Source organism: Pseudomonas sp. PS01303 (assembly GCF_029959385.1).
Taxonomy (GTDB): Bacteria; Pseudomonadota; Gammaproteobacteria; order Pseudomonadales; family Pseudomonadaceae; genus Aquipseudomonas; species Aquipseudomonas rustica.
Genome location: NZ_JASCPK010000004.1, coordinates 21,750 through 47,584, shown reverse-complemented (window position 1 = coordinate 47,584; position 25,835 = coordinate 21,750). Strand labels below are relative to the sequence as shown.

Sequence of the window (25,835 nt, the reverse complement as noted above, 5' to 3'; positions counted from 1 at the left end):
CTGATAGTCCGTCTTCGCGAGCAAGCTCTGCTCCTACAGGGGCGGAGGTGTCTGATCTGTCAGCGCATTTGACCGGAATAGACGCTGCGGTGCTCTCCGGCTGTGGTTAAGATCCCTGCATTCATTTTCGTTTCTGAGGTTGCCATGCGCTTTTGTGATCTGCTCGATGCGGTGCGCCGCCAGCCGGAACTGTCGATCCCCGCCGAATGGGCTCAGGGCCGCGCCAGTTTTGGCGGCCTCGTCGCCGCGCTGCAATACGAAGCCATGCGCGCCAAGGTGCCGGCGGATCGACCAGTGCGTTCGCTGGCGATCACCTTCGTCGGCCCGGTCGAGCCGGAAGTCCCGGTGAGTTTTGAAGTGGATGTGCTGCGTGAAGGCAAAGCCGTCAGCCAGGTGCTGGGCCGGGCGATGCAGAACGGTCAGGTGGTCACGCTGGTGCAAGGCAGTTTTGGCGCCTCGCGTCCTTCGGAAGTGGCGATTGCCGCTGAGCCTGCGCCGGACATGAAGCACTGGGACGAATGTCAGGAACTGCCGTACATCAAAGGTGTGCTGCCGGAATTCATGCGTCATCTGGCGATGCGCTGGACGATCGGCGGTTTGCCGTTCACCGGTAATTCTTCGCGGGACATGGGCGGTTGGGTGCGTTTGCGGGGAGACGTAAAAGAAGAGCCAGTGACCGAAGCGCACATTCTCGCGTTGGTCGACGCGTGGCCGCCGTCGCTGTTGCCGCATCTGAAGAAACCGGCCATGGGCAGCACGCTGACCTGGACCATCGAATTCGTTCAGCCGTTACGCGAGTTGAGCACGCTGGACTGGTGCAAGTACCGCGTGGAAACCGAGTACGCCGCCGACGGCTACGGGCATGCCGCCGCCAAGCTGTGGAGCGCGGAGGGCGAGTTGATTGCCATGAGTCGGCAGACTGTCACGATCTTCGCCTGACTCAATGCCGACGGTGACGCTCCCGCCAGGCGCGCCACCAGCCGCCGCTGAGAAAGAACCGTGGAAAAGTCAGAAACTGCTCGACCAGCAAACGTGAAATCGCGTCTTTGCGATCACTGAACGGCTCGGAGGCTTGCGCCTCCAAGCGGTGCCCGTGGCGTTGCAATCCCAGCGCCGCCACGATGCCAATCACGCCGATGGCGACACTGGCCAGGCTCAGGCTGAACACGCCAGAGACGATCAACAAAAACGCCACGATGAACAGCGGCACGGCAATCAGGTGCAACACCAGATTGGTCGGGTGCTGATGATTGCCCGGGTACGCGCGCCATTGCCATGCGGGAAGGTTGGGGTGTCGTTTGCCCATGATGTGGCTACTCCTCGATCCATGTTGAACACATGGATGAAGAATAGGCCGGGGCGGCGAGGGCGGCGAATCGAGGTTGGCTATTGAAGTGATAGGCGTCATGTTCGGATTCGATGTCGGCCCATCTGACGCCTTCGCGAGCAAGCTTTGCTCCTACAGATCCGTGCACAACTGTAGGAGCAAAGCTTGCTCGCGAAAGGCCCGTCAGAGTTTCAACTGCCCAATCGCCTTGCTCAATTCCCCAGCCAACGTCGCCAACTCATTACTGGTCGTCGCCGAATCCACCGTCTGCTGCACGGTGTTCTCGGTCACATCGCGAATGCTCACCACCGCCCGATTCATCTCCTCGGCAACCTGACTCTGCTGCTCAGCAGCCACGGCAATCTGCGTATTGCTCTCGCGCATCTGCGCCACTGCGCCGGTGATCTCGGCCAGCGCCGCGCCAGCTTCCTGCGCCTGCTGCACACAATCGTCGGCCTTATACGAACTCTCCTGCATGAAATCCACCGCATCGCGCGTGCCGGCCTGCAGCGCCGAAACCATCGTGGTGATCTCGTCAGTGGAAGCCTGCACACGTTTCGCGAGGTGGCGCACTTCATCGGCGACCACCGCAAAACCACGGCCCATTTCCCCGGCACGCGCGGCCTCGATGGCAGCATTGAGAGCAAGCAGATTGGTCTGCTCGGCGATGCTGTGAATCACGCTGACCACACCGTTGATCTTCTGACTGTCTTCAGCCAGGCGTTGAATCATTTCGGCCGTCTGCTGCACGCCGCTGGACAGACCGGCGATCGAATGCTGCACCCGCGCCACCACTTGCTGACCACTGCCGGCCAGACCGTCAGCGGTCTGCGACAAATCGCGGGTGGCGCCCGCGTGCTGGGCGATGTGATAGACCGTGGCGGTCATTTCATTGATCGCCGTGGCCGCTTGATCGGTTTCACTCTGCTGGCCGAGCATGCCGTGACGCACTTCGTCCATGCTCGCCGCCAGCCGCGCCGCGCCGACATCCAATTGCCTCGCGGTGTTGGCGACAGTGGTGACCACACGCTGATAACCCGCCTGCATCGCGTTGAACGCACTGGCCATCTGCCCGACTTCATCTGTGCAGGCCAATGGCACGCGGGCCGAGAGGTCGCCGCTTTTCTCGACGTGCAGCATCACGTCTTTCAGGGTGTTGAGTTGGCTGAGCAGGAAGCGGATCAATAGTTGTGAGGCGCCGAGCATGGCCAGCATCAGGATCAATACGGCCACGGCGAAGTTGGCGAAACGCTCATCGAATACCTGCGCCAGGCTCGGGCCATAAGCGATCACGGCGACGCGTTGACCGTCGGCACGGCTGAACACCTCGGCGCCCATCAACGGATTTTTGCCGAACAATGGCATCGGATTGATCTCGATCCAGCCGTTGCTGTCGGCGATTTCCAATAACGGTTGATCGTTGAGGCGCGGTGCTTCACCGCGTTTGAAGGTCAGCACTTGATCGGCTTTGGGCAGCGCTTGCCCGACCGGCCAGGCCTTGAGCAACTGCGCCTGAGCCTGCGCGGAGGCCTTTGATGCATGACTGCGCGCCTGTTGTTCGAGGTGTACGGCGTACAACACCAACAACAACGTGGTGACGAAGGCGACCGCGTTGACCGCCCAGAATTTGTATTTCAGCGAGATATTGCTAAGCCAGGCACCCATGGAGGTTTTCTCTGATAGCGGAAACAGCATTGGCAAGGTGCCAGTATTGTGCCGCTACGGAGGGATCTGGATTTGATGTGGGTCAAAAGATTAAAAGATCGCAGCCTGCGGCAGCTCCTACATTGGGAAGGTGTACACCCTGTAGGAGCTGCCGAAGGCTGCGATCTTTTGCGGCTTACACCAACGTTGGGAGATTGAAGAATGCGCGGGCGCACGCGGTGGTGTGCGCAGCCAGCTCTTCCCCGGTTTCCCCGCGATGCAGAGCAACCTCGCGCAACACCTCCGTCAGATACGCCGGCTCATTACGCCCGTTCTTCGGTTTCGGTCGCAACGTACGCGGTAACAAATAAGGCGCATCGCTTTCCAGCATCAGCCTTCCGCGTTTGATCTCTTTTACCAGCGGATGCAGATGCGTGCCCCGACGCTCGTCGCAGATCCAGCCGGTAATGCCGATGTGCAGATCCATGTCGAGATAACTGAACAGCGCTTTTTGCTCACCGGTGAAGCAATGCACCACTGCGGCAGGCAACTGATCGCGGAAGCCTTTCAGTATCTCCAGTAGTCGCTGACTGGCATCGCGCTCGTGCAAAAACACCGGCAACTGCAGCTCAACGGCCAGCGCCAGATGCTCTTCCAACACCTTCTCCTGCTGCGGACGCGGCGAGAAATCGCGATTGAAATCCAGCCCGCATTCGCCCACCGCGACCACGTTCGATTCCTTCAGCAAACTGCGCAAACGCCTGGCGCTGTCAGCGCTCCAGTCGCTGGCCGAGTGTGGGTGAATGCCGGCGGTGGCGAACAGCCGTTGACCGTTCTCATCCAGTTGCTGACACAGTTCCAGCGCCTGTTCGCTGCCCTCGACGCTGGTGCCGGTCAGCACCAGTTGGCAGACCCCGGCGGCGTAGGCGCGGTCGAGTACGGCCTGGTGTTTGTCGGCGAAACTTGGGTTGGTCAGGTTGACGCCGATATCGATGAGTTGCATGGTTGCTACCTCGGGCCGAAGGCCGGAAAGCATACCAGAGCTGTAGATTCATAAGAAAAGCCAAGAACTACAACGAGTTAAAGCTGTCTTTTGATGCCGCGAGACCCGTCTGATTGGCAGCAATGCCAACGCTGTGCCAGTCTCTCGCACCTTGCCAGCGCTCCAGGCGCTCTGTTTTCGTCGGTGATTTCGACCGTTCAGCGGTGAAATTGCCCCGTATTCTTTCCGGAGAGTGGATGGTTCGTCCCTCGGTTTTGTTGCTGTTGTGTGGATCGTTGCTGCTGCCGATGACGGCGGTTGCACGCCTGCCCGGGCCGCTGCAAGCCGTGCCGGCCGCCAAGGTGCGCGATCTCTCGGAGATCCGCAGCAGTCGCGTGTTGCGGGTGCTGGTCAATCAGAGCCGCAACAGCTCCGGTGAAGTCCAGGGCCAGGCGATCGGCGTCGAATACCATCGCTTGCGCGCCTTCGAGCAATACCTCAACGGTCACGCCCGTGACGGTCAGGAAATCACCCTCAAGATCATTCCCAAATCCAAGGATCAATTGCTCGGCGCCTTACAGCGTGGCGAAGGTGATCTGGTGGCGCCGGGAGAATTGCTCGACCTGCAACCGGGTCACGCGGTGGCCAGCAGCGAACCGATCGCCAGCAACGTGCCGCTGATCCTGGTCGGCATCAAGGGCGAGCGACGCTACACCAAGGTTGAACAGCTCTCCGGTAAAACCCTCGCCTTGCCGACTGGCAGCGCAGCGGGGGAGGCCGTCAGCCAACTGAATCAGAAACTGGCGCTGCACAAACTGGCGCCGATCAAGATTGAATGGGTCGATCCGACGCTGGCGGTCGAAGACGTGCTGGAAATGGTGCAGGGCGGGATTTTCCACCTGACCATCGTCGAGCAACCCATCGCTGAGCGTTGGGGCAAGATCCTGCCGAAATTGCGTTTTGATCGGCAGTTGATGATCAGCGAGCCAGGCGAAGAGTACTGGTTCGTCCGCCGCGACGCCTCGATGCTGCGGGCGAGCATTGATCGCTTCTTGACCGGCTACAAAAATCCGTCCAACGAAGATGCGGCGTTTCTGCGCATCTACCGTCGCCTCTATCAAGTTCACTATCCATTGGCCAAGGCTGATCGCCAGCGTCTGGAAAAACTGCGCCCGACCCTGCAAAAACACGCTGACGCGCAAAAAATGGATTGGCTGAACCTGGCGGCGCTGGCGTTCAAGGAGTCCGCGCTGCAACCCAATGCGCGCAGCGGCAGTGGCCCGACCGGGCTGATGCAGATCACCCCGTCCGCCGCGCAACGCGTCGGCGTCGACAATATTCAGAATCTCGATGCCAACGTGCAGGCAGGGGCCAAATACCTCGCGATGATCCGGCGCAAGTTCTTCAACAGTCCCAAGCTCAACGAGCGCGAGCGCATGGCCTTCACGCTCGCGGCTTACAACATCGGCCCGGAGCGGGTGCAAGGCATGCGCGCCGAAGCGCGACGGCGTGGCTTGAACCCCAATCAGTGGTTCTTCCAGGTCGAGCGCATTGCCATGGAGCAGGTGGGAATGGGGCCGGTCAGCTATGTTAATAGCGTGAACAAGTATTACTTGGCGTTCGACCGGGAGCGGGAGTCGTTGGAGCCCGGAGGACAAAAAGTAGCCTCACGGAAATGATCTAATAATTTGATTGTTATGGCGGAATAATTGCGCTTTTATCATGAAATTAACTGATTAATATAGCGGCCAACCAACACACACTTCTCGCAAAACAAGGAATGCTTCCATGAGCTCACTGATCAACAAAGTCCTGTTCACCCGCGCCGGTTACGGTCTGACCATCCTGCGCATCGCTGTCGGTGTGATCTTCGCGGCTCACGGTTCGCAAAAGCTGTTTGGACTGTTCGGTGGTTACGGTTTGTCCGGCACCGCGCAATACATGGACAGCATCGGTCTGCACCCGGGTTACCTGATGGCAACCTTGGCGGGTGGTACCGAGTTCTTCGCCGGTCTGGCGCTGATCATCGGTTTGCTGGTTCGTCCGGCGGCGCTGGGCCTGACCTTCCTGTCGCTGGTGGCGATCTTCACCGTACACATCAGCAACGGTTTGTTCATGGCCAACAACGGTTACGAATTTGCCCTGGCCCTGCTCGGTGGCAGCCTCGCGGTACTGATCGAAGGCGCCGGCAAACTCTCGGTGGATCGCGCCATCGCTGGCTGATCGCAAAACCCGGACAAAAAAAGGCCCGTATCGTGAGATACGGGCCTTTTTGTTTGTTACTGCGACTGCCTTGCTGCGCCGGGTTTAACCGCGACGGCGCAGGGCGTCGATACGCTCTTCCAGCGGCGGGTGGCTCATGAACATGCGCGCGAAGCCCTGCTTGATGCCACCGTTGATGCCGAAAGCATTCAGGGTGTCCGGCATATGCACCGGCAAGCCCTGTTCGGCGCGCAGACGCTGCAGGGCACCGATCATGGCGCTGGTACCGGCCAGACGTGCACCGGCTTCGTCAGCACGGAATTCGCGTTTACGCGAGAACCACATGACGATCGAGCTGGCCAGAATGCCCAGCACCAGTTCGGCGAAAATGGTCGCCACGTAGTAGGCGATGCCTTGGCCTTCTTCGTTTTTAAAGATCACTTTGTCGACGAAGTTGCCGATGATCCGTGCAAAGAACATCACGAAGGTGTTCACCACGCCCTGGATCAACGCCAGCGTGACCATGTCACCGTTGGCCACGTGGCCGATTTCGTGAGCCAGCACGGCCTTCACTTCATCGGGCGAAAAACGCTCAAGCAGGCCCTGACTGACCGCGACCAGCGCGTCGTTCTTGTTCCAGCCGGTGGCGAAGGCGTTCGCCTCGTAGGCCGGGAAAATACCGACTTCGGGCATCTTAATCCCGGCTTCGCGGGACAATTGCTCGACGGTTTGCAGCAGCCATTGCTCATGCCGGGTGCGTGGCTGGCTGATGATCTGGGTGCTGGTGCTCATCTTCGCCATCCACTTGGAGATGAACAGCGAGAACAGCGAACCGGCAAAACCAAAGACCGCACAGAAAACCAGCAGCTGACTAAGGTTGAGATCAACCCCGTTGGCCGCCATGAACCCGTTGAAGCCGAACAGGCTCAGGGTGATGCTGGCTATCAGCACGACCGCCAGGTTAGTGGCCAAAAACAGCAGGATGCGCATCATGGTTGTAGAAATCTCCTCAAGCTAAAGATGTAGCGTACTGCGGGGTATATAAGGTGCTGCAGCGGGCTATTCAACTGAGTGACTATTTCAAACTGTGTCCTACAGTGAATTCTTCGGTGCAAGGTTCATTTCCCACAACGTAAACCGACAGGTATGACAAACAGCCGCGACCCGTCGCGACTACGTCAGACGTACGTGATCGGTACGAGTCGCAAGTGTAGAAGGCGTACGCAAAGGGTGGGGCGCAGAAGTGTTGCCGAATCAGACAGTGCGCAACGTTCGGGGCGTTGCGCACTGCTGGCCTATTACTGGCGGTAGGACTTGAGGAAGTTGCCGATGCGGCCGATGGCCATTTCCAGATCATCGACGCGCGGCAGGGTGACCACACGGAAGTGATCCGGCCACGGCCAGTTGAACGCCGTGCCTTGCACCACCAGCAGCTTCTCGGAGAGCAGCAGATCGAGGACGAATTTTTCGTCGTTATGGATCGGACAGACTTTCGGATCGATTTTCGGGAACGCGTACAGCGCGCCCATCGGCTTGACGCAACTCACGCCCGGAATGTCGTTGAGCAATTCCCACGTGCGATTGCGTTGTTCCAGCAGACGCCCTTGCGGCAGCACCAGATCATTGATGCTCTGATAGCCGCCGAGTGCGGTCTGAATCGCGTGCTGGCTCGGCACGTTGGCGCACAGACGCATGTTCGCCAGCATGTCGATGCCTTCGATGTAGCTCTGCGCGTTGTGTTTCGGCCCGGAGATGGCGATCCAGCCCGAACGGAAACCGGCCACGCGGTAGGACTTCGACAGACCGTTGAAGGTCAGGCACAGCAGATCCGGGGCCAGCGACGCGGTGCAGATGTGCACGGCGTCGTCATACAGGATCTTGTCGTAGATTTCGTCGGAGAACACCACCAGGTTGTGCGCGCGGGCGATTTCCAGCATGCCCAGCAACACTTCCTTCGAATACACCGCGCCGGTCGGGTTGTTCGGGTTGATGATCACCATTGCTTTGGTATTCGGGGTGATCTTGGCCTTGATGTCGGCCAGATCCGGGAACCAGTCGGCGCCTTCGTCGCACAGGTAATGCACGGCGTTACCACCCGCCAGGCTCACGGCCGCCGTCCACAGCGGATAGTCCGGGGCCGGCACCAGCACTTCGTCGCCGTTGTTGAGCAGCGCCTGCAGCGACATCACGATCAGCTCGGACACGCCGTTGCCCAGGTAGATGTCTTCGATGCCGACACCTTCAACCTGCTTCTGCTGGTAGTACTGCATCACCGCTTTGCGCGCGCTGAACAGGCCTTTGGAATCGCTGTAGCCTTGCGCGGTCGGCAGGTTGCGGATCACATCCTGAAGAATTTCGTCCGGCGCCTCGAAACCAAACGGTGCCGGGTTGCCGATATTCAGCTTGAGGATGCGCTGGCCTTCCTCTTCCAGACGTTTGGCGTGCTTGAGCACCGGGCCGCGAATGTCGTAGCAGACGTTGGCGAGCTTGTTCGATTTGCTGAACTGCATGGCGATGTGATCCCGAAAATGAACGATCCAGACGCTGTATGAACTACCGTACTGGGATTCCTGCGTTTGCATGCCAACCGGGTGCCGGAACGTCACGCTGCAAAAAATCCGTTTGAGTGCATGTAACGCGGCTGCCAGACTGGCATCAAATGAGGCGCAATCATACGTGCCGCTCGATCCGTGGAAAAGGTACAGATCGGGCTTTTTCAGCCGCTGAGGTGTGATGATGGAAAAGTTGGAAAAAACCCTGGAAGAATGGCGTGAGATGCTCGACCCCGAGCAGTACAACGTTTGCCGTCTCAGTGCGACCGAACGACCGTTCTCCGGCAAGTACAATGCGACCAAAACCGACGGTGTTTATCATTGCGTGTGCTGCAATGAGCCACTGTTCGATTCCAAGACCAAATTCGACTCCGGCTGCGGCTGGCCGAGCTTCTACGCGCCCATCGGCGAAAGCGCGATGACCGAAATCCGAGACACCACTCACGGCATGATTCGCACTGAAGTGAAATGCGCGCGCTGTGACGCGCACCTGGGCCACGTGTTCCCGGACGGCCCGCCGCCGACCGGTCTGCGTTATTGCATCAATTCGGTGTGCCTGAACCTCGAACCACGCGAGTAACCTCACGATAAAACCCCTGTAGGCGCTGCCGAAGGCTGCGATCCTTTGATCTTGCTTTAAAAAACAACGTCAAAAGATCGCAGCCTTCGGCAGCTCCTACAGGGGGGAATCCGATAAATTAAATTGCACACAATTTAATTGCTCGCTATGTTTGCCCTTTGCCACTTCCTGCGGAGCCCGACCCATGAGCGACAACCTGCTGAATATCCCGTGCACCACCATCAAGGGTGAGCAAAAGACCCTGGCCGACTACGCCGGTAAAGCCGTGCTGGTGGTCAACACGGCGAGCAAGTGCGGTTTCACCCCGCAATACAAAGGACTCGAAGAACTGTGGCAGACCTACAAGGATCAGGGCCTGGTGGTGCTGGGCTTTCCGTGCAATCAGTTCGGCAAGCAGGAGCCGGGCAATGAAGGCGCGATCAGTGAGTTCTGCGAGCTGAATTTCGGCGTGAGTTTCCCGCTGTTCAAGAAGATCGACGTCAACGGCGCCGATGCGCACCCGCTGTTCGTGCAATTGAAAAAGCGTGCGCCGGGTCTGCTGGGTTCGCAGGGCATCAAGTGGAATTTCACCAAGTTCCTGATCGGCAAGGATGGTCAACTGGTCAAGCGTTTCGCCCCGACCACCAAACCACAGGATCTGAACGGCGAGATCGAAGCGCTGCTGAAATGAACAGCCTGTCCGTCGATTCGATGCAGCTCGACAACCAGTTGTGTTTCAAGCTGTACGCCGCATCCCGCGCAGTGATTCGCGCCTACAAGCCGATGCTTGATCAGCTCGGCCTGACCTATCCGCAATATCTGGTGATGCTGGTGTTGTGGGAGTGGCAGGAAAGCGCCCCGGAGCAACCGACGGTGAAAGCGCTGGGCGAACGTCTGGCACTGGATTCCGGGACGCTGACGCCGCTGCTCAAGCGTCTGGAGCAAATGCAATGGGTGCAGCGCCAGCGTTCGGCCCGCGATGAGCGAGAGGTGCATTTGAGCCTGACCGCCGCCGGACAAGCATTGCGTGAGCAGGTCGGGCCGCTCAAAGCAAAATTGTTGTGCGACAGCGGCGTGGATCTCGACCGGCTCAACGAATTGCGCAACGGCCTCGATCACTTGCTCGGGCAGATCAAGGCTTTGGCGTAATCGGCACCCATTGATCAAGCAGCGCTGCCAGTTCTTCGCGGCGAAACGGTTTGGCCAGATAGTCGCTCATGCCCGCCGCGCGGCAGCGTTCACGTTCTTCGGACATGGCGTTGGCGGTCAGGGCGACGATCGGCAATTGTGGCCAGCGCCCGCTCTGGCGAATCTGCCGACTCGCTTCGTAGCCGTCCATCACCGGCATGTTGCAGTCCATCAGCACCATGTCGAAATCATGGAATTCCAGTTGATCCAACGCCTCGGCACCGTGAGCCGCGACCACCACTTCGCAGCCAAGCTTGCCGAGCATGCCTTTGGCCACCAGTTGATTGACCGGGTTGTCCTCGACCAACAGAACCCGAGCGCGTCGAAGCGAGGGTGCAGCCTCAAGAGGTGTGTCACCGACGTCGGTGATGTCCGCTTGCAAGGTTCTGCGCAGATTCTGATACAGCGCGTTGCGAGCCAGCGGTCGCGCCTGCTGCTGCAGTGGCGCCAGCGCCGCGGCTTCTTCGCTGGGCAGAAAACTGCCATAAGCGGTGACCAGTAAAATCGGCGCCTTAATGGTGGGGCGCAGGCCGAACAGGCATTCCGGGCAATCGGTGATCAATACGTCAGGCGTGCGGCCCAGCAATGAATCATCAATCGTGCACTGGTCGTATTCGATGCCCCAGCCCGGCAGCAAACTTTTCAGCAGTTCTGCCAGGCCACTGCTGCCAGCGGTGATGGCGAGGACTTTGCCGTGCAGCGGTGCCGGAGCGATCGCGCGGGTATGGCTGGGCAGCGGCAGTTCGGCACAGAACTGGCTGCCGAAACCGGCCTCCGAACTGATCGTCAGACGGCCCTGCATGGCTTCGCACAGGTTGTAGGTCAATGCCAGACCCAGCCCGGTGCCGCCATATTGCCGGGTGATGCCAGCGCCAGCCTGAGTGAACGGCTGGAAGATTTTCACCTGCGCTTCCTGCGCGATGCCGATCCCGGTGTCACAGACTTCGATGCGCACGCCATCCTTATAGGCCGACAAGCGCACATCGACGCGACCGAAACGGGTGAACTTCAGCGCGTTCGACAGCAGGTTGCTGACGATCTGCCGAACCCGGGTCGGGTCGCCGAGTACCAGCGCGGGGAAGTGCGGATCGATCAGGCAGGTCAGTTCGACGCTCGGCGCAGCATTCTGCGAGAGCAGATTGGCGGTGTCCTCGACCAGCGCACCGAGGTCGAACGGAATGTGTTCGAGCTCCAGTTGCCCGGCATCGAATTTCGACAGATCGAGAATATCGTTGAGCAATTCCACCAGCACTTTGCCCGAGTCGTGGGCGATCGCCAGTTGTTGTTGCTGTTCGGCGTTCAGCGGGCCGTCCAGCGATAGCGCAATCATCCCCAGCAAGCCGTTGAGCGGCGTGCGGATTTCATGGCTCATGTTGGCGAGAAACGCCGAGCGTGCCTCGGCCATGTCCAACGCGGTGCTGCGGGCGACTTCGAGCTCCTGATTGGATTGGCTGAGCCGCGTGTTGATCGCCTTGAGTTCAGCGGTGCGCGAGGAAACGATGGTTTCCAGTTGGCTGAGGTAATCGGTCAGGCGGTTTTCCGCGTTGCGGCGCTGCTGGATTTCCGTGGCGATGTTTTCGAATTGCTGATTGGCGACTTTGACCAGCACACCAATTTCGTCATTGGCATGCCCGGCGGGGCATTCCAGAGTTGTCGGTTCTGCGCTGCGCGGATCGCGACTGCTGAGTTCGCGAATCACCCGCACCAGTGGTTTGGTGAGCATCACGTAGAACAACGCCAGCAGAATGCCGGTAAGAATCAGGCTGCGGGCGAAACCGTTGAGCAAGGTGATTTCCGCCCGGCGCAGAAAGCGGCTGCCAAAGGCGTAGGTGTCGACTTCAAGGCTCAGCACCCCTAGCGATTCGGTGGGCAGGTGGTCGAGGTAGAGGCGGTCTTCGAACTGGCGTTTGGCGCCGAACAGGGCATCGCTGATCATCCGGTAGCCGCTTTGCAGCTCGGGACGTTTGACGCTGGCCAGCACCGTATCGTTGTTATCGGTCAGTTGCGCGGAAATGATGGCCGGCGAACGTAGCAGGCCGAGGGTGAGTTCCTGGGCCAGTTCGGCGTCGATGTTGTAAGCGATGCGAGACGCCGGATTGTGGCTGATTTCCAGCAAAGACAGGATTTCACGGTTGATGGAAGCGTCTTCACTGGCATAATCGATGCCGATTTGCAGCAGGCTGAGCAGCGTGCCCAGAATGAACCCGACCAGCACAGTAAGCTTGGCTTGCTTGTACGACAGCCGTTGGGTGAATTTGATATCCATGGGGTGTTGAACCACTTCCGTTTCCCTTCGCTGCTCAAGCATAGTCGATCATGTATGGATACCGAGGTTCCCGAATCGCCTTGTAACAAGGCTGGGTGCGGGACTTTAAGTCTGTGTGTCGTGGCTGGATCGCCATCATCACTGTGAACGAGCCCGAGGAAAAGACGTGGATTCCCGATTGAATGCTTTTCTTGAACGCGCCGAGTCGGTTCTGGCGCGGATCGAACCCTTGTTGCCGGCACCGCGTCCGGTGATCGACTGGAACACTTGCCTGGCCGCGCGCTGGCAGCGTGACGGGCGCAGCGGTTATTTGCTGCCGCTGGAAGTCAGCCTCGACATGCGTCTGTCCGACCTGATCGGCGTTGATCGTCAGCTCGAACAACTGGGCCGCAACACCCAGCAATTCCTCGACGGCATGCCGGCCAACCACGCCTTGTTGTGGGGCTCGCGTGGCACTGGTAAATCGTCGCTGGTGCGCGCACTGCTGGCGGAACACGCCGCAGCCGGCCTGCGTTTGATCGAGATCGAACGCGATCATCTGGCCGACCTGCCGCGCGTGGTCGAGCAGATCGGCAAACTGCCACAGCGCTTTGTGTTGTTCTGCGATGACTTGTCGTTCGAATCCGGTGAAGGCGATTACCGCGTGCTGAAAAGCGTGCTGGACGGCTCGCTGGAACAGGCGCCGGACAATGTCTTGTTGTACGCCACATCGAACCGTCGCCACCTGGTGCCGGAGAAGGAAAGCGACAACGAAAACTGGAAACGCGTCGACGGTGAGTTGCACCCAAGCGAAGCGGTGGAGGACAAGATTGCTCTGTCGGATCGCTTTGGCCTGTGGCTGTCGTTCTACCCATTCACCCAAGAACACTTCCTCGACGTCGTTGAACACTGGATCGGCCAGTTGGCCGCCAAAGCCAATCTGAGCTGGCAGCGCGACGAAGAGCTGGACATCCTCGCCGTGCGTTGGGCCACTGGCCGCGGCAATCGCAACGGACGTTGCGCGTACCAATTCGCCCGCTACTGGGTGGGACTGAAATTGTTGGAGCACAAGGCATGATTGATTTGCAACAAAGCGGCCAAGGTCTCGAAGGCTATGGCATGTTGGCCGCGCAACTGGAATCGCTGCTGGCGGACGAAGGCGATTTCATCGCCAACGCCGCGCAGTTTTCGGCGTTCCTGTTTAACCAGCTCGATGACCTGAACTGGGCGGGTTTCTACCTCAACCGCAACGAAGAGCTGGTGCTCGGCCCGTTTCAAGGGCAGATCGCTTGCGTGCGCATTCCGTTTGGTCGCGGTGTCTGCGGCGCAGCGGCGGCAACCTTGCAGACGCAGCGAGTCGAAGACGTTCACGCGTTTCCCGGCCATATCGCTTGCGACAGCGCGTCGAACAGTGAACTGGTCGTGCCGTTGGTCAAGGACGGTCGCCTGATTGGCGTGCTCGACCTCGACAGCCCGAAGCTGGCGCGTTTTGGCGCTGACGATCAGGCCGGCATCGAGCAACTGGCGGCGATTTTCCTGCGCCTGACCGACTGCTGATCATGCGCTGACGCCAGCCTTGCGGAGCAGGCTGGCGGGATCCACCGCATCGATCTGCAGCGGATCAAGAAAGCGCGTGGCGTACTGCAAATACACGCCTTCGTTGATGAACAGGCCGAACAGCTCAGGATCAATGTGCGACTCGTGGCTCATTGTCGCCATGATATTCAGCGCCTCGCTCAAGGATTTGGCCTTTTTGTAAGGCCTATCTGCCGCCGTCAGTGCCTCGAAAATATCGGCAATCGCCATCATCCGTGCCGGCAGGCTCATTTCTTCGCGTTTCAGACGTTTCGGATAACCGGTGCCGTCCATTTTTTCATGATGGCCGCCGGCGATTTCCGCGACGCTGTCCAGATGCCCGGGGAAGGGCAGGTGGCTGAGCATCAGGATCGTCTGCACCATGTGATGGTTGATGATGTAGCGTTCTTCGCGGGTCAGCGTGCCGCGGGTGATGCTCAGGTTGTACAACTCGCCGCGGTTGTATTTGTAGCGTGGCACGTCGAGTTTGAACCCCCACGGATTGTCTTCCGGAATCAGCTCACTGTCGGCGCGTTCGAGCAAGTGTTCGGGCTTGTCCGCCAGCAGTTTTTCCCGCACCGGCAGAGTCGGCGCCGAGGTTCGCGACTGGCGACGGTTTTCTTCCCATGACACCCCCAAACGATCGTCGAGTGTGCGCATCCATGTGCGCTGGCCCAGCTCATTCAGTCGTTGCAGATCCGCTTCGGCCATCGCCTCACTGCCCAGATTGCAGCGGGCGACGAAGGCGAAATCGTCATCCAGTGCCGACAACGTGGTGTCGCGCAAAACGCTCAGCTGTTCTTCGTTACCGCCCATGGCCAGTGCTTGCCAGTAGCTGATCCAGGCATCGCGTTTGAGCACCTCAAAGCGGGTGCGAATCTCATGGATACGGTCGTTGATGGTCTCCAGTTTGGTGGCCTTGTCGACCACGTATTCAGGCGTGGTGACCTTGCCGCAATCGTGCAGCCACGCGGCAATGTGCAGCGCCTCCCATTCATCTTCGCTGGGTTGATAGGCCTTGAAGGCTGGGTCGTGACTGGCTGCCGCCGCATGAGCGAGCATTAGGGTCAGTTCCGGCACGCGCTGGCAATGGCCGCCGGTGTAGGGGCTTTTTGCATCGATGGCGCCGGCCAGCAATTGAATGAAGGCGTCCAGCAGTTGTTTCTGTTTGGCCTGCAACCGTTGGCTTTCGATGCTCACCGCGGCGGCGCCGGACACGGCCTGGAGAAAGGCGATGCGATCCGGTCGCAGTTTTTCCAGATCGGCGGACGTGCCGCTGTCGTTCACCAGCAAGATCAGCAGGCCGATGGTTTCGTTGTGGCGGTTGCGCAGGCGAATGCCGATCAGGTGCACGCGCGGCGAAGCCATCGCGAGCAAGACTTTTTGCAGGTCGCCGGCCTGTTCGAAACCCAGGTTGCTCACCACGTTGTCGGCGTGTGCCAGCTCTTGAAACCATGCCGGACCTTGATGTGCCTGCAGGTCGTGGCCCTGAATAGCGAAATCTTCGAGGGTTTGCGCGGTGCCGTCGATGACCACCCCGTAAGGTTCCATGCGGTTGCCGTCGCTTTCGCGCAGGTAGATCAGGCCTGCCTGAGCCTGGGCGATCTGCACGGTTTCGAACAGCACTCGCTGTAACAGCGGCGCGAATCGGGTTTCGGCACAAAGGCTGTCGGTGATGCGGAAGAAACTCGCCAGCGTGTCTTTCATTCGCGCCATCGACACACTCAATTGATCAACTTCAAGCACTGGCGAGCGCCGGGTCAGGGGGAAATTGAAATCGAAACTGCGGATCGCGTCGGCCTCCTTGACCAGCGCGTGCAGGGGTTTGACCAGAATTCGTGAGATCAACCAGCCCAGCGGCAGGCACAGCAGTAACGTCGCGAGGGTAATCAGCGCACCTTGCCAGCGCATGCGATAGGCGTCGACCAGCAACTCGTCCTCTGGCACCAGCAAGGCCAATTGCAGACCACGCGGCCCACCTTCCTGCATGCTACTGCGGGCGACGATCCATTGGCGACCTTCGGATTCCAGGCGATTGCCTTTGTGCGCGCCGGACAGCAACGCATGCAATTGCGGACTGAGATCAGTCACCTTGGCCAGCCGTGCGGTGCGATCGTCGACGATCAGACGGCTGCTGTCGGGGTAGGCCACGGCATTGCCGTCAGCATCGAACAAGGCGATTTCGGTGGCCGGGGTGACCACGTGTTTGGTCAGCGTCGCGGACAGCGCTTCCAGCGTCAGGTCGGCGCCAATCACGGCGTTTTCGCCACTGCGCCGGGCGAGGGTGGTGCCGACATTGTGGGTGGAGAAAAATACGTAGGGTTCGGTGGTGATTTGCTCGGCCTGCTGTCGGGCGCTGGTAAACCAGGCGCGGGTACGCGGGTCATAAAGGTCTTCGGGGTTGTCCTGCCGGGTGATCGGCGTGAGCGATTGATCAAAGAACAGCGATTGCGACCGTGGCTGGCCATCGGCACCGTGCTCAATGCTCCAGACCTGAAACGCGGCGGCCTCCGGTGCTTTGAGCAGGGTTTTCAAAGCACCATTGCGCAACGGTCGCACCATGAAGAAATCACCGTTTGCATAACCCAGATACAGCGAGGCCAGATCCGGATTGTCCGTCAGTGACTGGCTGAATGGCCTGAGCAAAGGCAGCCGCTGTTCCAGCGCCAAGGCCTGTGTGGCTGGGTTGTCTGCCAGCAGGCTGAGCAGATGGCGAATCGGCTGATAGGTAGCGTGCAGGTCGACGCGTACATCCTGTTCGATGCGGTTGAACAGCTTTTCGCTGCTCGAGAGGATGATTTGCGTGGTCTGTCGGTAATTGAACAGTCCCAGGATCACCCCGGTAAGCAGCAATAGAAACGTAAACATGACGCTGATGTGCACATGCAGAGGGAACCGGCGTTGTTCCGGGCGCAGTGGGCTGGGCATTTCTGGCTCTCCAAAAGGTTTAACTCACTGCTCAGCGCCCAAGCATAGTTAAGGCACAGTCATTTTGCCTTGGTCGGCCAATGCCAATTGTTGCTGCAACGCCTGCTCCAGTTCGAGCATCACCTGATTGCTCGCCGCACAGCGCCGCGCAATCTCGTCTGCCGACATTGACTGGTTGCAGGCTTGTTCCAGTGCGTCGCAGCATTCGATCACTCGCGAAGCCTGTGCAATGCGTGCCGCGCCTTTGATCTTGTGGGCGACCAGCGCCAATGCCTGGCAGTCGTTCTGCGGCGACAGCGCGAGTAATTCTTCACGGTCGAGGCGGCTGCTTTTGAGCAACTCGGCCAACAATCGCCGACCCTGTGCAGGGTTGCCGCCGGTCAGCAAGTTCAGGCTTTGCAGGTTGAATGCCGGCGATTGAGGGGCCGGGGTGATGCCGTCCACCCAGTGGCTCAGTTGGCTCAGGCTCAAGGGCTTGAACAGGCAGTCGTCCATCCCGGCCTGTTTACAGCGCAGGATTTCCTCGGGCTGAGCATTGGCGGTGAAACCCAACACCGTGCACGGCGGGCTATGGTTCTGCTGCTCATGCAGGCGTATCGCGCGGGTCAGGTCATAGCCGTTCATCAACGGCATGTTGCAGTCGGCGATCACCAGATCGAATTGACCTGCTTTCCACATGTCCAGTCCGCTGCTGCCGTTTTCGGCGAGGCTGCACTGGTGTCCCAGAAACTCCAGTTGCTGACACATCAGCAGACGATTGGCGGGGTGATCATCCACCACCAATACGTTGAGTGGGGCGAGTGATGCCTTGATCGGCGGCTCGGCTTTGCGGGTGATCACTTCGGCGGGAAATGTTTCCAATGGCAGGGAAATACACACCTGAGTGCCGATCCCGGGATGGCTGCTCAACTGCAGTTTTCCACCCATCATTTCGCACAGGCTGCGACTGATCACCAGACCCAGACCCGCGCCACTGCGGGCTTGCTGAGCGCTGTTCTCCGCTTGGGCAAAAGGCTCGAACAGACGCTGCTGATCTTCGGCGCTAATGCCCACGCCACTGTCTTGTACGGTCAGTTGCATCAATGAACGCGCCGGATCGTCGGTTTTCATCAGATCGAGAGTGATCCTGATTTGGCCGTGCTCGGTGAATTTGATCGCGTTGCTGATCAGGTTTGACAGCACTTGCTTGAAGCGCAGCGGATCCAGTTGCACGTCGACCGCCAGTTGCGGCGGGTTGAACGTCATGTGCAGTGACAGGTTTTTTTGCCGCGCCAGACCATCGAAGATGCGCGTAACAGACGCCACCGTTTCGACCAGGTTGACCCGCTCCGGGCTCAGGCTCAGGCGCCCGGATTCGATTCGCGCGATATCCAGAATATCGCCGATCAGACCCAGCAGATCCTTGGCCGAGTGGTAGGCGGTGTCGATCGATGAGCGACCGGGGTGCTGCTGATCCATGCGTTTGAGCGTCAGTTCGAGCATGCCGATGACCGCATTCATTGGCGTGCGGATCTCGTGGCTCATCGTCGCCAGAAAGGTACTTTTCGCACGATTCGCATCGTCGGCCTGCTCTTTGGCCGTGCGCAGTTCCTCGAACAGCTGGCGGCGTTCGCTGATGTCGATCCAGCCGCCGATGATGCCTTGCACGTCTGCGCTGGAGTCACGATAGGGCAGGATCCAGTGATAGATCGTCAGCCGCCGATTGCCGATGTGCAAGGGACGGTCGAGCACCAGCGGCTTGCCTTGGGCGATGACTCGCTGATAATCCGCCTGGAATGCCTGGGCTTCGAAGGCGTTGCTCAGCGTGCCCTGCATGACGCTTTTGCCGATCACGTCTTCTCGTTTGGCGTTGAAGGCTTCGAGGTAGCTGTCATTGCAGCTTTGCAACAGTCCTTGCCGGTCACGCACGTAGATCGGGTGCGGCGTGCCATTGACCAGTGAACGCATGAATTCGAACTGGTCGTTGAGCGCCCGTTCCGCGGCTTTGCGCTGGTTGATCTGGCGGCGCATATAAGCGTTCCACGCCAGCAACAACAGCAAAACCACGCCGGCAGCCCCGATAACTTGATAGAACAGGCGTTGATAATTGCGCCAGGTGTTCTGCGAGGCCGAAGTGTAGCCGCGCCAGCGACCATTGATCACACCCAGTTCTTCGGGGGCGATGCTCAGCAGGGCTTTGTTGATGATCGAACTCAGCTCGGTATTGTCGCGCGCCGTGGCCAGAGAAAAGGCAGCCTGACCGGTGCCGATGGTGGTGGTGATCTGCAGCGCCCGCTCGAAAATCCGCGAAGAGATGAAGTAGTTGGCGATCACCAGAGAATTCACCGCGCCTTCAACATGACCTTCGGCCAGCAGCGAAACCGCGCTGAAGGTGTCCGGTGTCTCGATCAACTGGATGCGTGGAAATTCGCGGCGCAGGTACTCGACCATTGGATTGCCTTGCGCAATCGCGATCGGTTTGTCTTTGAGCTGGCCCAGATTGGTCGGGCTGCCCGCACTCTTGCGGGTCAGCAGGACGTAAGAGTTTTCCAGATAAGGGCGACTGAAAGTCAGGGTCTCTTCGCGCTCGGCGGTCGGCAGAAGCGCGGCGATGAGGTCGGCCTGGTGGTTGTCGATCTGTTTGACCATTTCGGCATCATTGCGGCTGCGTCGGATGTCGAAACGCAGGCCGGTACGCAGACGGATCAGCTCCAGCAGGTCGGCGCTGATGCCGCGAAAATTGCCATCGCCGTCGAAGAACGTCAGCGGCGCGTAAGCCTCGTTGACCAGTACGCTGACCACGGGATGCTGCTTGAGCCAGGCCTCTTCGCGGCGGGTCAATTGCAGTTTCTGATCGGTCAGCAACATGTCGCTGCCGGCGCTCCAGCGTTTGGCGATGTTCTCGCGCACACTGCGCGGCACCGCTTTGAGTACCGTGTTGATGACGTCCAGCAGCTGCGGATTGTTGCGGCGCACGGCGAAGCTGAACCCTTGGGCTTCCTGTTTGCCGAAGTTGGCCATGCGCACGTTGTTGAGGTAACCCTTGTTGATCATGTAGTGCGTGGACAGGGTGTCGCCGAGAAAGACATCGGCCTGGTCGAATGCCACCGCGTTAATTGCGTTCTGGTACGACGGATAGCAGGTGATCAGCGCTTTGGGGTACAGCGCCTTGACCTCGGCCAGCGGCAAATAGTGATAAACCATGCTCAAACGCAGGCCAGCCAAGCCTTCGCTCAGGGAGCGGGTTTCGCCTTCGCGTGTCACCAGCACCGGCTGGTCGACCGCGTAGGGCTCGGACAGAGCCAGATTGGCGTTGCCGGCTTCGTAGCCGTTCGCCGTTCCGAGCAGGTCGACCTGGCCATCCAGCAACGCGCGAATAGCGGCATCCCGCGAGGGGAAACGTTGAATGCGGATCGGCAGTCCGGTGGCTTCGCTGAGGAAACCGGCGTAGTCGGCAGTCAGGCCTTCATAATCGCGGCCACTGACGGTCATGTCGAACGGCGGGTAATCCGGTGCCGAGGTGCCCAGCACCAGTTCGCTGCGGGTGTGCAACCACTGTCGTTGCGACGCCTCGAAGGTGACCGATAGCGATTCGCCGGTCGAACGACTGAATAAGGCATACACCGGTGATTCGCCAACCATGGCGAACACGTTTGAGCTCAGCAACAGGCTTGCACTCAACGCTATTAAATAGTCCTTTAAACGACTGGGCATGCGGGCTCTCACACGAGTGCGTTACGTTTGGCCATTTCGATTAGTTCAACAAGGGATTTGGCTTTGAGTTTTTGCATTAAGCGTTTTTTGTAAGTGCTCACGGTTTTATTACTGAGAAACATGCCTTTGGCGATTTCCTTGTTAGTACGACCCTGGGCAAATAGTTGTAACACCATGAGTTCGCGGTCGTTGACCGATTTGAATAATTCAAGTTCAGCATAACGAATGTCATCGCTACGTACAGGATTCAATGCCTGACTCGGGAAATAGTTGTAACCGGAAAGTACTGCCTTGATTGCACTGACCAGTTCACTCAAGTCTTCCTGCTTGCACACGTAACCCGAAGCGCCGGACTGCATGCAGCGAATGCCGAACAAAGTCGGGCACTGGGCGGTGAGCACCAGGGTTTTCAGGCAGGAACCCATGGCGTTGAAGCGGGCCAGCACTTCGAGCCCGTCGAGCTTGGGGATGCTGATGTCGAGGATGATCAAGTCAGGCATGCACTCGCGCACCATTTGCATGGCATCGACCCCATTATCGGTTTCGCCGACGACCTTATAGCCTTCATGTTCCAGCAGCATGCGAACGGCAAGACGGATGACCGGGTGATCGTCGACAATAAAAACGGAGTTCATAATCAAATCCCATACAAGCACGAATAAAGCGCGCACCTTAGCTCAGATGTATGAACGCTCGTATGAGCGGACATGGCTCTAGGTGCGTTATAGGATAATTCCTACAATTACTTGGGAATGGGACTACGGGTGATTAGGTTTGACGTAAGGAAGGGCTGTTTCAAATGTCGCGGGTTTGCGCAGAGTGTTTTGCAAGTGCGGGTCGCAACTGGGGTTTTATAGTGTGTTTAATATTTGTTTGAATTGCGCCGCAAAAGAGGGTGCATCATAGCTAGCAGAGACCTTCGATAATGGTTACACCCGACCGGCGCCGGTCGGGTGCAAACGGATCAATGACTGGAGCGCCCGGTCATTTCCAGTGCCATGTCGCTGGCGTAGCTGTCGGTCATGCCGGCGATGAAATCGATCATGCGCAGAAACGAACTGTGTAACGACGCCTGTGGATCCGGCGCGTTATTGCCCAACAAGTCGAGGATGCGGCGGCTTTTGAACGACGGCGTGCGGCCATTGTGTTGTTCCAGCGCCGCGCCACAAAACGAGTTGAGGAGGATTTCCAGCGTGGTGTACGCGCCGATTTCATGCAGGGTTTTGCGCTTGTCCTGAAAGATCTTTTTGCGCGCAATGTCCTTGGCATTCAGTACGCAACGCTTGGCCGGACCGTGCATGTGTTCCACCAGATCGCCGTGCAAGGTGCCGGCGAGGAGGGCGTCTTGCTGTTCGACGAAGGCTCGCGCCGCCGCGTTTGTCAGGTGTTCGATGGCTTTGCCGCGCAGGATAGCCAGTTTGCGCCGACGTGAATCCTGCGGGCCGAGCTGGCGATAGGTTTCCGGCAGGTCGTCACCGACCAGACCGAGCAGCAGCGATTCGACCTCGGCGTACTCCAGCAGCTCCATCTCGAGGCCGTCTTCGAGGTCGATCAGCGCGTAGCAGATGTCGTCGGCGGCTTCCATCAGATACACCAATGGATGACGCGCCCAGCGCTGGTCTTCGATTTGCGGCAGACCTAGTTTATGAGCGATCTGCTCGAGCAGCGGCAATTCGCTCTGGTAGCAGCCGAACTTGTGCTTTTTGTAACCGAGGGAATCGGCGTGACGCGCAGTCCACGGGTATTTCAGGTAGGTGCCGAGGGTGGCGTAGGTCAGACGCGTACCACCGTCGAACTGGTGGTATTCCAGTTGCGTGAGCACGCGGAAACCCTGGGCGTTGCCTTCGAAATTGAGGAAGTCTCCGCGCTCGGCCTCGCTCATGCCATCGAGCCAGCCACGTCCGGCAGCCTGTTGGAACCAGTGGCGAATCGCATCTTCGCCGGAATGGCCGAATGGCGGATTACCGATGTCATGAGCCAGACACGCCGATTGCACGACCATACCGAGGTCAGCGGGGTCGCACCATTCCGGCAGAGCACTGCGCAGGGTTTCGCCGACGCGCATGCCCAGCGAGCGGCCGACGCAACTGACTTCCAGCGAGTGGGTAAGGCGCGTGTGAATGTGATCGTTGCTGGTGACCGGGTGCACTTGCGTCTTGCGTCCCAGGCGACGAAACGCGCCGGAGAAAATAATGCGGTCATGGTCTTTGTGAAAAGGGCTGCGGCCGAGTTCTTGCGGGCTGTGCAGCGGCTTTCCGAGGCGTTCGCGGTTGAGCAGGGTCTGCCAATCCAAGGCTGATTCTCTCCGTCTGGATAACTGATGCCCTAGCTTCCCGGTTCAGCCCCGTGCCTGCAAGCGGAACTACAGTCCCGCCGCATCAATATCGATCAGCAGCAGTCGTTCACCATTGTCGAAAAACTGTCCGGCGGTGAGGCAGTACTGGTTGCTGGTGGCATCGCGGTAGGTGTTCGACAGGGTCAGACGGCGTTCTTCCCAGCCTTCGGCGAGCAGATGATAGAAGTACGGGCGCCACGACCAGTTGTGCCCCAGATAGCGGTTGTCGGCGAACCAGCCGTTCTGCCGCCATTCCAGATTGGGCGTCAGTTGTGTGCCGTGGCGGTCGCATTGGTAAAACCGCAGCAGCCACGGAAAGGCATCCAGTTGCGGCAATGCAGTCAAGGGCGCGCGGGCCTGAGCCCAGGTTTGCAGGATCGTCATCAGTTCGCTGAGTTGCTGGCGCATCTGCATCAATCGCCCGCGTTCGTTGAGCTTCTGCCTGACATAGCGTTGGCGAAGTTCAGCGAAGCGTTGCACAAATGCGTCGGCGGGGAAGAAGTCTTGCTGGGCACGTGCGAACAGAAAACCCTGCACGTAACGCGAGCCACACTCCAGGGCAAAATTCAGCTGCGCTTCGGTCTCGACACCTTCGGCGATGATCCAGCAGCCGGTCTTTTCTGCCATCTGTGCCAGCGCTTTGACCACGTCACTGCTGGGCCCGCCCAACGCGGCCGCCTGGAACAGGCGCATGTCGAGTTTGAGGATGTCTGGCTGCAAGGCCAGCACTCGATCAAGCTGCGAATAGCCCGCGCCAAAGTCATCAATGGCGATTCGCGCTCCGGCCTGACGATAGCGCGCGACCACTTCGGCCAGGCGTTGGCTATTGCCGCCTAGTTCGGTGATTTCGAAGACGATCCGCTGCGGATCGACATCATGCCGAGCCAGTTGCTTGAGACTGGGCAAGGCTTGGTCGGGGCGCAGACGACTGATCCAGCGTGGCGACATGTTCAGGCTGAGAAACCAGTCTGTCGGCGCTTCATGCAGACGGCTCAAGGCGTTGTCACGGATCTGCCGGTCGAGGCGGCGCAGGGCAATGGCTGGCACGCGCGGGTCGGCGAAAAGCGGCCCGACCGAATTCAGTTGTCCATCAGCCTGACGCAGGCGGCCCAATGCTTCAACGCCGGCAATGCGTCCGGTGGCAGTATCGATAAAAGGCTGAAAGCAGGCGAGCGGTTGCCCGTCGATCACGGGGCCTCCTTAGTCGTTCTTGTTCTGGTTGAACCCTGCCGACCGGGTAGGCATGCAGGATTGAACCTCTGGATAAGAGGTTCATCCCGCCGGTGTTGCAAGAATGTAGCCAGATGCGTCAGTTCAGCGTTTGCCAGAGCTTTGCATGACCAGTCTGATCAATGGCCCAAGGCTGGTGCCGAGACGGATCAGACGGGTCAGACCACCGACGCCGCCGCTTTTCGCGCCTTTGCCGGTGATGAAACCCAGCAGCGTTACCGCCGCCACACCCCATAACGGCGCGTGTTTGATGCCGAAGCCGCCTTGCAGGTTTTGCGTCATGCCGCGCATGCGCTGCAGGGGTTGCAGCACTTGCGCGGTTTCGTGGCGGATTTCCTGACGGTGCATTTCCATGCGCAGACGGATCAGTGCCTTGCGCATTTCCCGTCGCGAACCATTGTGCGGAAGTTGAGGCAGGCTCATGGCAATAGGCGCTCCCGGTCGTTGGCCAGCTCTTCGAGCGTGCCGTGGAAAGGCGAGGACTCATCGAAGATCGCGGCTTTCAGGCGCAGCCCGCAGAAGATCGAGGCCAGGGTGTAAAAGACGCACAGGCCAATGATCGCGGCAAGACGATAGGTGTCCCAGAAGATGATCATCACCAACGTCGATAAACCCACCAGCAACAACAGGGCAAAGACCAGCGCCAGACCCGCGAACAGCAACAGGCTGACGGTACGTGATTTCTGCTCCTGCAATTCGATGCCGAACAATTCGACATGGCTGTGCAGCAGACCGAGAACGGCGGCGCCCAGACGCCGCGTGGAGGAGGCGGTGCCCGCTGTCGGGCCGGATTCACCGATCGACATGATCAGCGCCGAGTGGCCAGCAGGCCAATGAGGAAGCCGACGCCAGCGGCGATCCCCACCGATTGCCAAGGGTTGGCCGACACGTAGTCTTCGGTAGCGGAAACCGCAGCCTGACCGCGTTCGCGCAGGGTGTCTTCGGTCAGCTTCAGGGTTTCGCGGGCGCGCAACAGGCTGTCGTGGATCTGCTCACGCAGTTCATCTGCCTGATCGCCGGCCAGGGTGGCGGTGTGCTCGAGCAACCGTTCGGTGTCGGCGACCAGTGTCTGGAAGTCGTTCATCAGGATTTCTTGAGCAGTCTTTGCCTTGATGCTGGCCATGGGTGGATCTCCGTAGTTGGCTTTCTGATGCGTTCGAGTATGAGCCTTGCGCGAAGGTTCAGTACAAATGACTGGTACAACTTTTGCTATCTCGTGGTGCGTGGCCCGGTCGCTGTGCGCTGTTGCCGGGCGTACGCGCTGGAAAACCTTAACTCAAATAATCCCGGTACGTGTCAGGACATCGACCTCGTGCGCCAAAGCAGTTCACTGACAAATCCCTTCAGTGACTGCGTGGTCGCAACTTGGTGCATG

General features: G+C 59.1%; 22 protein-coding genes. 8 read left to right on the top strand and 14 right to left on the bottom strand.

Going from position 1 to position 25,835, the window contains the following annotated elements:
- The first annotated feature begins 144 nt into the window (after positions 1-144).
- A complete protein-coding gene (locus QMX93_RS03205; protein ID WP_053122383.1) occupies positions 145-939 on the top strand; it encodes an acyl-CoA thioesterase domain-containing protein in 795 nt (264 codons plus the stop codon).
- A 1-nt stretch (position 940) separates the two neighbouring features.
- Here QMX93_RS03205 and QMX93_RS03200 read toward each other — a convergent pair whose 3' ends face one another.
- From QMX93_RS03200 to QMX93_RS03190, 3 genes are all read right to left on the bottom strand, one after another.
- Positions 941-1,306: an Mpo1-like protein gene (locus QMX93_RS03200; RefSeq protein ID WP_053122382.1), complete on the bottom strand. Its 366-nt coding sequence runs from the start codon at positions 1,304-1,306 to the stop codon at positions 941-943.
- Positions 1,307-1,510: 204 nt separating this feature from the next.
- Positions 1,511-2,992, bottom strand: coding sequence for a methyl-accepting chemotaxis protein (locus tag QMX93_RS03195; RefSeq protein WP_053122380.1), 1,482 nt, complete (start codon positions 2,990-2,992; stop codon positions 1,511-1,513).
- Between the two features lie 175 nt (positions 2,993-3,167).
- Complete coding sequence (locus QMX93_RS03190) at positions 3,168-3,974, bottom strand: TatD family hydrolase (RefSeq protein ID WP_282352596.1); 807 nt, start codon at positions 3,972-3,974, stop codon at positions 3,168-3,170.
- 236 nt (positions 3,975-4,210) lie between these two features.
- Here QMX93_RS03190 and QMX93_RS03185 point away from each other — a divergent pair, with 236 nt between their 5' ends.
- Both QMX93_RS03185 and QMX93_RS03180 read left to right on the top strand, forming a co-directional pair.
- Entirely contained in the window at positions 4,211-5,632 is a 1,422-nt protein-coding gene (locus tag QMX93_RS03185; RefSeq protein WP_282352594.1) for a transglycosylase SLT domain-containing protein, read from the top strand.
- A gap of 109 nt (positions 5,633-5,741) precedes the next feature.
- Positions 5,742-6,176, top strand: coding sequence for a DoxX family protein (locus tag QMX93_RS03180; RefSeq protein WP_053122374.1), 435 nt, complete (start codon positions 5,742-5,744; stop codon positions 6,174-6,176).
- Positions 6,177-6,260: 84 nt separating this feature from the next.
- On the opposite strand, the gene htpX is transcribed toward QMX93_RS03180, so the two are convergent.
- Positions 6,261-7,148 (bottom strand): protease HtpX, encoded by an 888-nt coding sequence (htpX, locus tag QMX93_RS03175; protein WP_053122372.1) that lies wholly within the window; start codon positions 7,146-7,148, stop codon positions 6,261-6,263.
- Positions 7,149-7,453: 305 nt separating this feature from the next.
- A complete protein-coding gene (locus QMX93_RS03170; protein ID WP_016770856.1) occupies positions 7,454-8,665 on the bottom strand; it encodes a pyridoxal phosphate-dependent aminotransferase in 1,212 nt (403 codons plus the stop codon).
- Positions 8,666-8,891: 226 nt separating this feature from the next.
- On the opposite strand from QMX93_RS03170, the gene msrB reads away from it, so the two are divergent.
- The 3 genes from msrB (at position 8,892) to QMX93_RS03155 (ending at position 10,415) form a co-directional block, all read left to right on the top strand.
- A complete protein-coding gene (gene msrB / locus QMX93_RS03165; protein ID WP_053122371.1) occupies positions 8,892-9,287 on the top strand; it encodes a peptide-methionine (R)-S-oxide reductase MsrB in 396 nt (131 codons plus the stop codon).
- 184 nt (positions 9,288-9,471) lie between these two features.
- Positions 9,472-9,957: a glutathione peroxidase gene (locus QMX93_RS03160; protein ID WP_053122369.1), complete on the top strand. Its 486-nt coding sequence runs from the start codon at positions 9,472-9,474 to the stop codon at positions 9,955-9,957.
- A complete protein-coding gene (locus QMX93_RS03155) occupies positions 9,954-10,415 on the top strand; it encodes a MarR family transcriptional regulator (RefSeq protein ID WP_053122367.1) in 462 nt (153 codons plus the stop codon). Before QMX93_RS03160 ends, QMX93_RS03155 begins: the two co-directional genes overlap by 4 nt.
- On the opposite strand, the gene QMX93_RS03150 is transcribed toward QMX93_RS03155, so the two are convergent.
- Positions 10,399-12,720, bottom strand: coding sequence for a response regulator (locus QMX93_RS03150; protein WP_282352587.1), 2,322 nt, complete (start codon positions 12,718-12,720; stop codon positions 10,399-10,401). The two genes, QMX93_RS03155 and QMX93_RS03150, sit on opposite strands and share 17 nt — an antisense overlap.
- Before the next feature lie 166 nt (positions 12,721-12,886).
- On the opposite strand from QMX93_RS03150, the gene QMX93_RS03145 reads away from it, so the two are divergent.
- Together QMX93_RS03145 and QMX93_RS03140 are read left to right on the top strand one after the other, a co-directional pair.
- On the top strand, positions 12,887-13,777 hold the full coding sequence (locus tag QMX93_RS03145) for an ATP-binding protein (RefSeq protein WP_282352585.1): 891 nt from the start codon (positions 12,887-12,889) through the stop codon (positions 13,775-13,777).
- The gene (locus QMX93_RS03140) at positions 13,774-14,256 is read left to right on the top strand and encodes a GAF domain-containing protein (RefSeq protein ID WP_282352582.1); all 483 of its coding nucleotides are present in this window, start codon (positions 13,774-13,776) and stop codon (positions 14,254-14,256) included. The genes QMX93_RS03145 and QMX93_RS03140 overlap by 4 nt, the downstream gene beginning before the upstream one ends.
- Here the strand turns inward: QMX93_RS03140 and QMX93_RS03135 are convergent, their stop codons facing one another.
- The 8 genes from QMX93_RS03135 to QMX93_RS03100 all read right to left on the bottom strand — a co-directional run bounded on the left by QMX93_RS03135 (position 14,257) and on the right by QMX93_RS03100 (position 25,583).
- A complete protein-coding gene (locus QMX93_RS03135; protein WP_282352579.1) occupies positions 14,257-17,202 on the bottom strand; it encodes an HD domain-containing phosphohydrolase in 2,946 nt (981 codons plus the stop codon).
- Positions 17,203-17,250: 48 nt separating this feature from the next.
- Positions 17,251-20,895, bottom strand: a complete 3,645-nt coding sequence (locus QMX93_RS03130) for a transporter substrate-binding domain-containing protein (RefSeq protein ID WP_282352577.1) — start codon at positions 20,893-20,895, stop codon at positions 17,251-17,253.
- An 8-nt stretch (positions 20,896-20,903) separates the two neighbouring features.
- A complete protein-coding gene (locus QMX93_RS03125) occupies positions 20,904-21,530 on the bottom strand; it encodes a response regulator transcription factor (protein ID WP_053122385.1) in 627 nt (208 codons plus the stop codon).
- Between the two features lie 329 nt (positions 21,531-21,859).
- Positions 21,860-23,188: a deoxyguanosinetriphosphate triphosphohydrolase gene (locus tag QMX93_RS03120; protein ID WP_053122321.1), complete on the bottom strand. Its 1,329-nt coding sequence runs from the start codon at positions 23,186-23,188 to the stop codon at positions 21,860-21,862.
- Between the two features lie 69 nt (positions 23,189-23,257).
- The gene (locus QMX93_RS03115; protein WP_282352575.1) at positions 23,258-24,421 is read right to left on the bottom strand and encodes an EAL domain-containing protein; all 1,164 of its coding nucleotides are present in this window, start codon (positions 24,419-24,421) and stop codon (positions 23,258-23,260) included.
- A gap of 123 nt (positions 24,422-24,544) precedes the next feature.
- A complete protein-coding gene (locus tag QMX93_RS03110) occupies positions 24,545-24,883 on the bottom strand; it encodes a hypothetical protein (RefSeq protein WP_053122317.1) in 339 nt (112 codons plus the stop codon).
- Positions 24,880-25,266: a phage holin family protein gene (locus QMX93_RS03105; RefSeq protein WP_008079909.1), complete on the bottom strand. Its 387-nt coding sequence runs from the start codon at positions 25,264-25,266 to the stop codon at positions 24,880-24,882. Before QMX93_RS03105 ends, QMX93_RS03110 begins: the two co-directional genes overlap by 4 nt.
- Before the next feature lie 2 nt (positions 25,267-25,268).
- Positions 25,269-25,583 carry a YqjD family protein gene (locus tag QMX93_RS03100; protein ID WP_053122315.1) on the bottom strand — a complete coding sequence of 105 codons (315 nt, stop codon included), beginning with the start codon at positions 25,581-25,583 and terminating at the stop codon, positions 25,269-25,271.
- Between the last annotated feature and the right edge of the window lie 252 nt (positions 25,584-25,835).

Bases quoted from the DNA above. Each gene is read 5' to 3' on its own strand.
- QMX93_RS03150 (WP_282352587.1), bottom strand. From the start codon at position 12,720: ATGGATATCAAATTCACCCAACGGCTGTCGTACAAGCAAGCCAAGCTT.
- QMX93_RS03135 (WP_282352579.1), bottom strand. From the start codon at position 17,202: ATGCCCAGCCCACTGCGCCCGGAACAACGCCGGTTCCCTCTGCATGTG.
- QMX93_RS03200 (WP_053122382.1), bottom strand. From the start codon at position 1,306: ATGGGCAAACGACACCCCAACCTTCCCGCATGGCAATGGCGCGCGTAC.
- QMX93_RS03100 (WP_053122315.1), bottom strand. From the start codon at position 25,583: ATGGCCAGCATCAAGGCAAAGACTGCTCAAGAAATCCTGATGAACGAC.
- QMX93_RS03110 (WP_053122317.1), bottom strand. From the start codon at position 24,883: ATGAGCCTGCCTCAACTTCCGCACAATGGTTCGCGACGGGAAATGCGC.
- QMX93_RS03105 (WP_008079909.1), bottom strand. From the start codon at position 25,266: ATGTCGATCGGTGAATCCGGCCCGACAGCGGGCACCGCCTCCTCCACG.
- QMX93_RS03190 (WP_282352596.1), bottom strand. From the start codon at position 3,974: ATGCAACTCATCGATATCGGCGTCAACCTGACCAACCCAAGTTTCGCC.
- QMX93_RS03130 (WP_282352577.1), bottom strand. From the start codon at position 20,895: ATGCCCAGTCGTTTAAAGGACTATTTAATAGCGTTGAGTGCAAGCCTG.
- QMX93_RS03125 (WP_053122385.1), bottom strand. From the start codon at position 21,530: ATGAACTCCGTTTTTATTGTCGACGATCACCCGGTCATCCGTCTTGCC.
- QMX93_RS03170 (WP_016770856.1), bottom strand. From the start codon at position 8,665: ATGCAGTTCAGCAAATCGAACAAGCTCGCCAACGTCTGCTACGACATT.
- QMX93_RS03195 (WP_053122380.1), bottom strand. From the start codon at position 2,992: ATGGGTGCCTGGCTTAGCAATATCTCGCTGAAATACAAATTCTGGGCG.
- QMX93_RS03180 (WP_053122374.1), top strand. From the start codon at position 5,742: ATGAGCTCACTGATCAACAAAGTCCTGTTCACCCGCGCCGGTTACGGT.
- QMX93_RS03155 (WP_053122367.1), top strand. From the start codon at position 9,954: ATGAACAGCCTGTCCGTCGATTCGATGCAGCTCGACAACCAGTTGTGT.
- QMX93_RS03185 (WP_282352594.1), top strand. From the start codon at position 4,211: ATGGTTCGTCCCTCGGTTTTGTTGCTGTTGTGTGGATCGTTGCTGCTG.
- msrB (WP_053122371.1), top strand. From the start codon at position 8,892: ATGGAAAAGTTGGAAAAAACCCTGGAAGAATGGCGTGAGATGCTCGAC.
- QMX93_RS03205 (WP_053122383.1), top strand. From the start codon at position 145: ATGCGCTTTTGTGATCTGCTCGATGCGGTGCGCCGCCAGCCGGAACTG.
- QMX93_RS03140 (WP_282352582.1), top strand. From the start codon at position 13,774: ATGATTGATTTGCAACAAAGCGGCCAAGGTCTCGAAGGCTATGGCATG.
- QMX93_RS03160 (WP_053122369.1), top strand. From the start codon at position 9,472: ATGAGCGACAACCTGCTGAATATCCCGTGCACCACCATCAAGGGTGAG.
- htpX (WP_053122372.1), bottom strand. From the start codon at position 7,148: ATGATGCGCATCCTGCTGTTTTTGGCCACTAACCTGGCGGTCGTGCTG.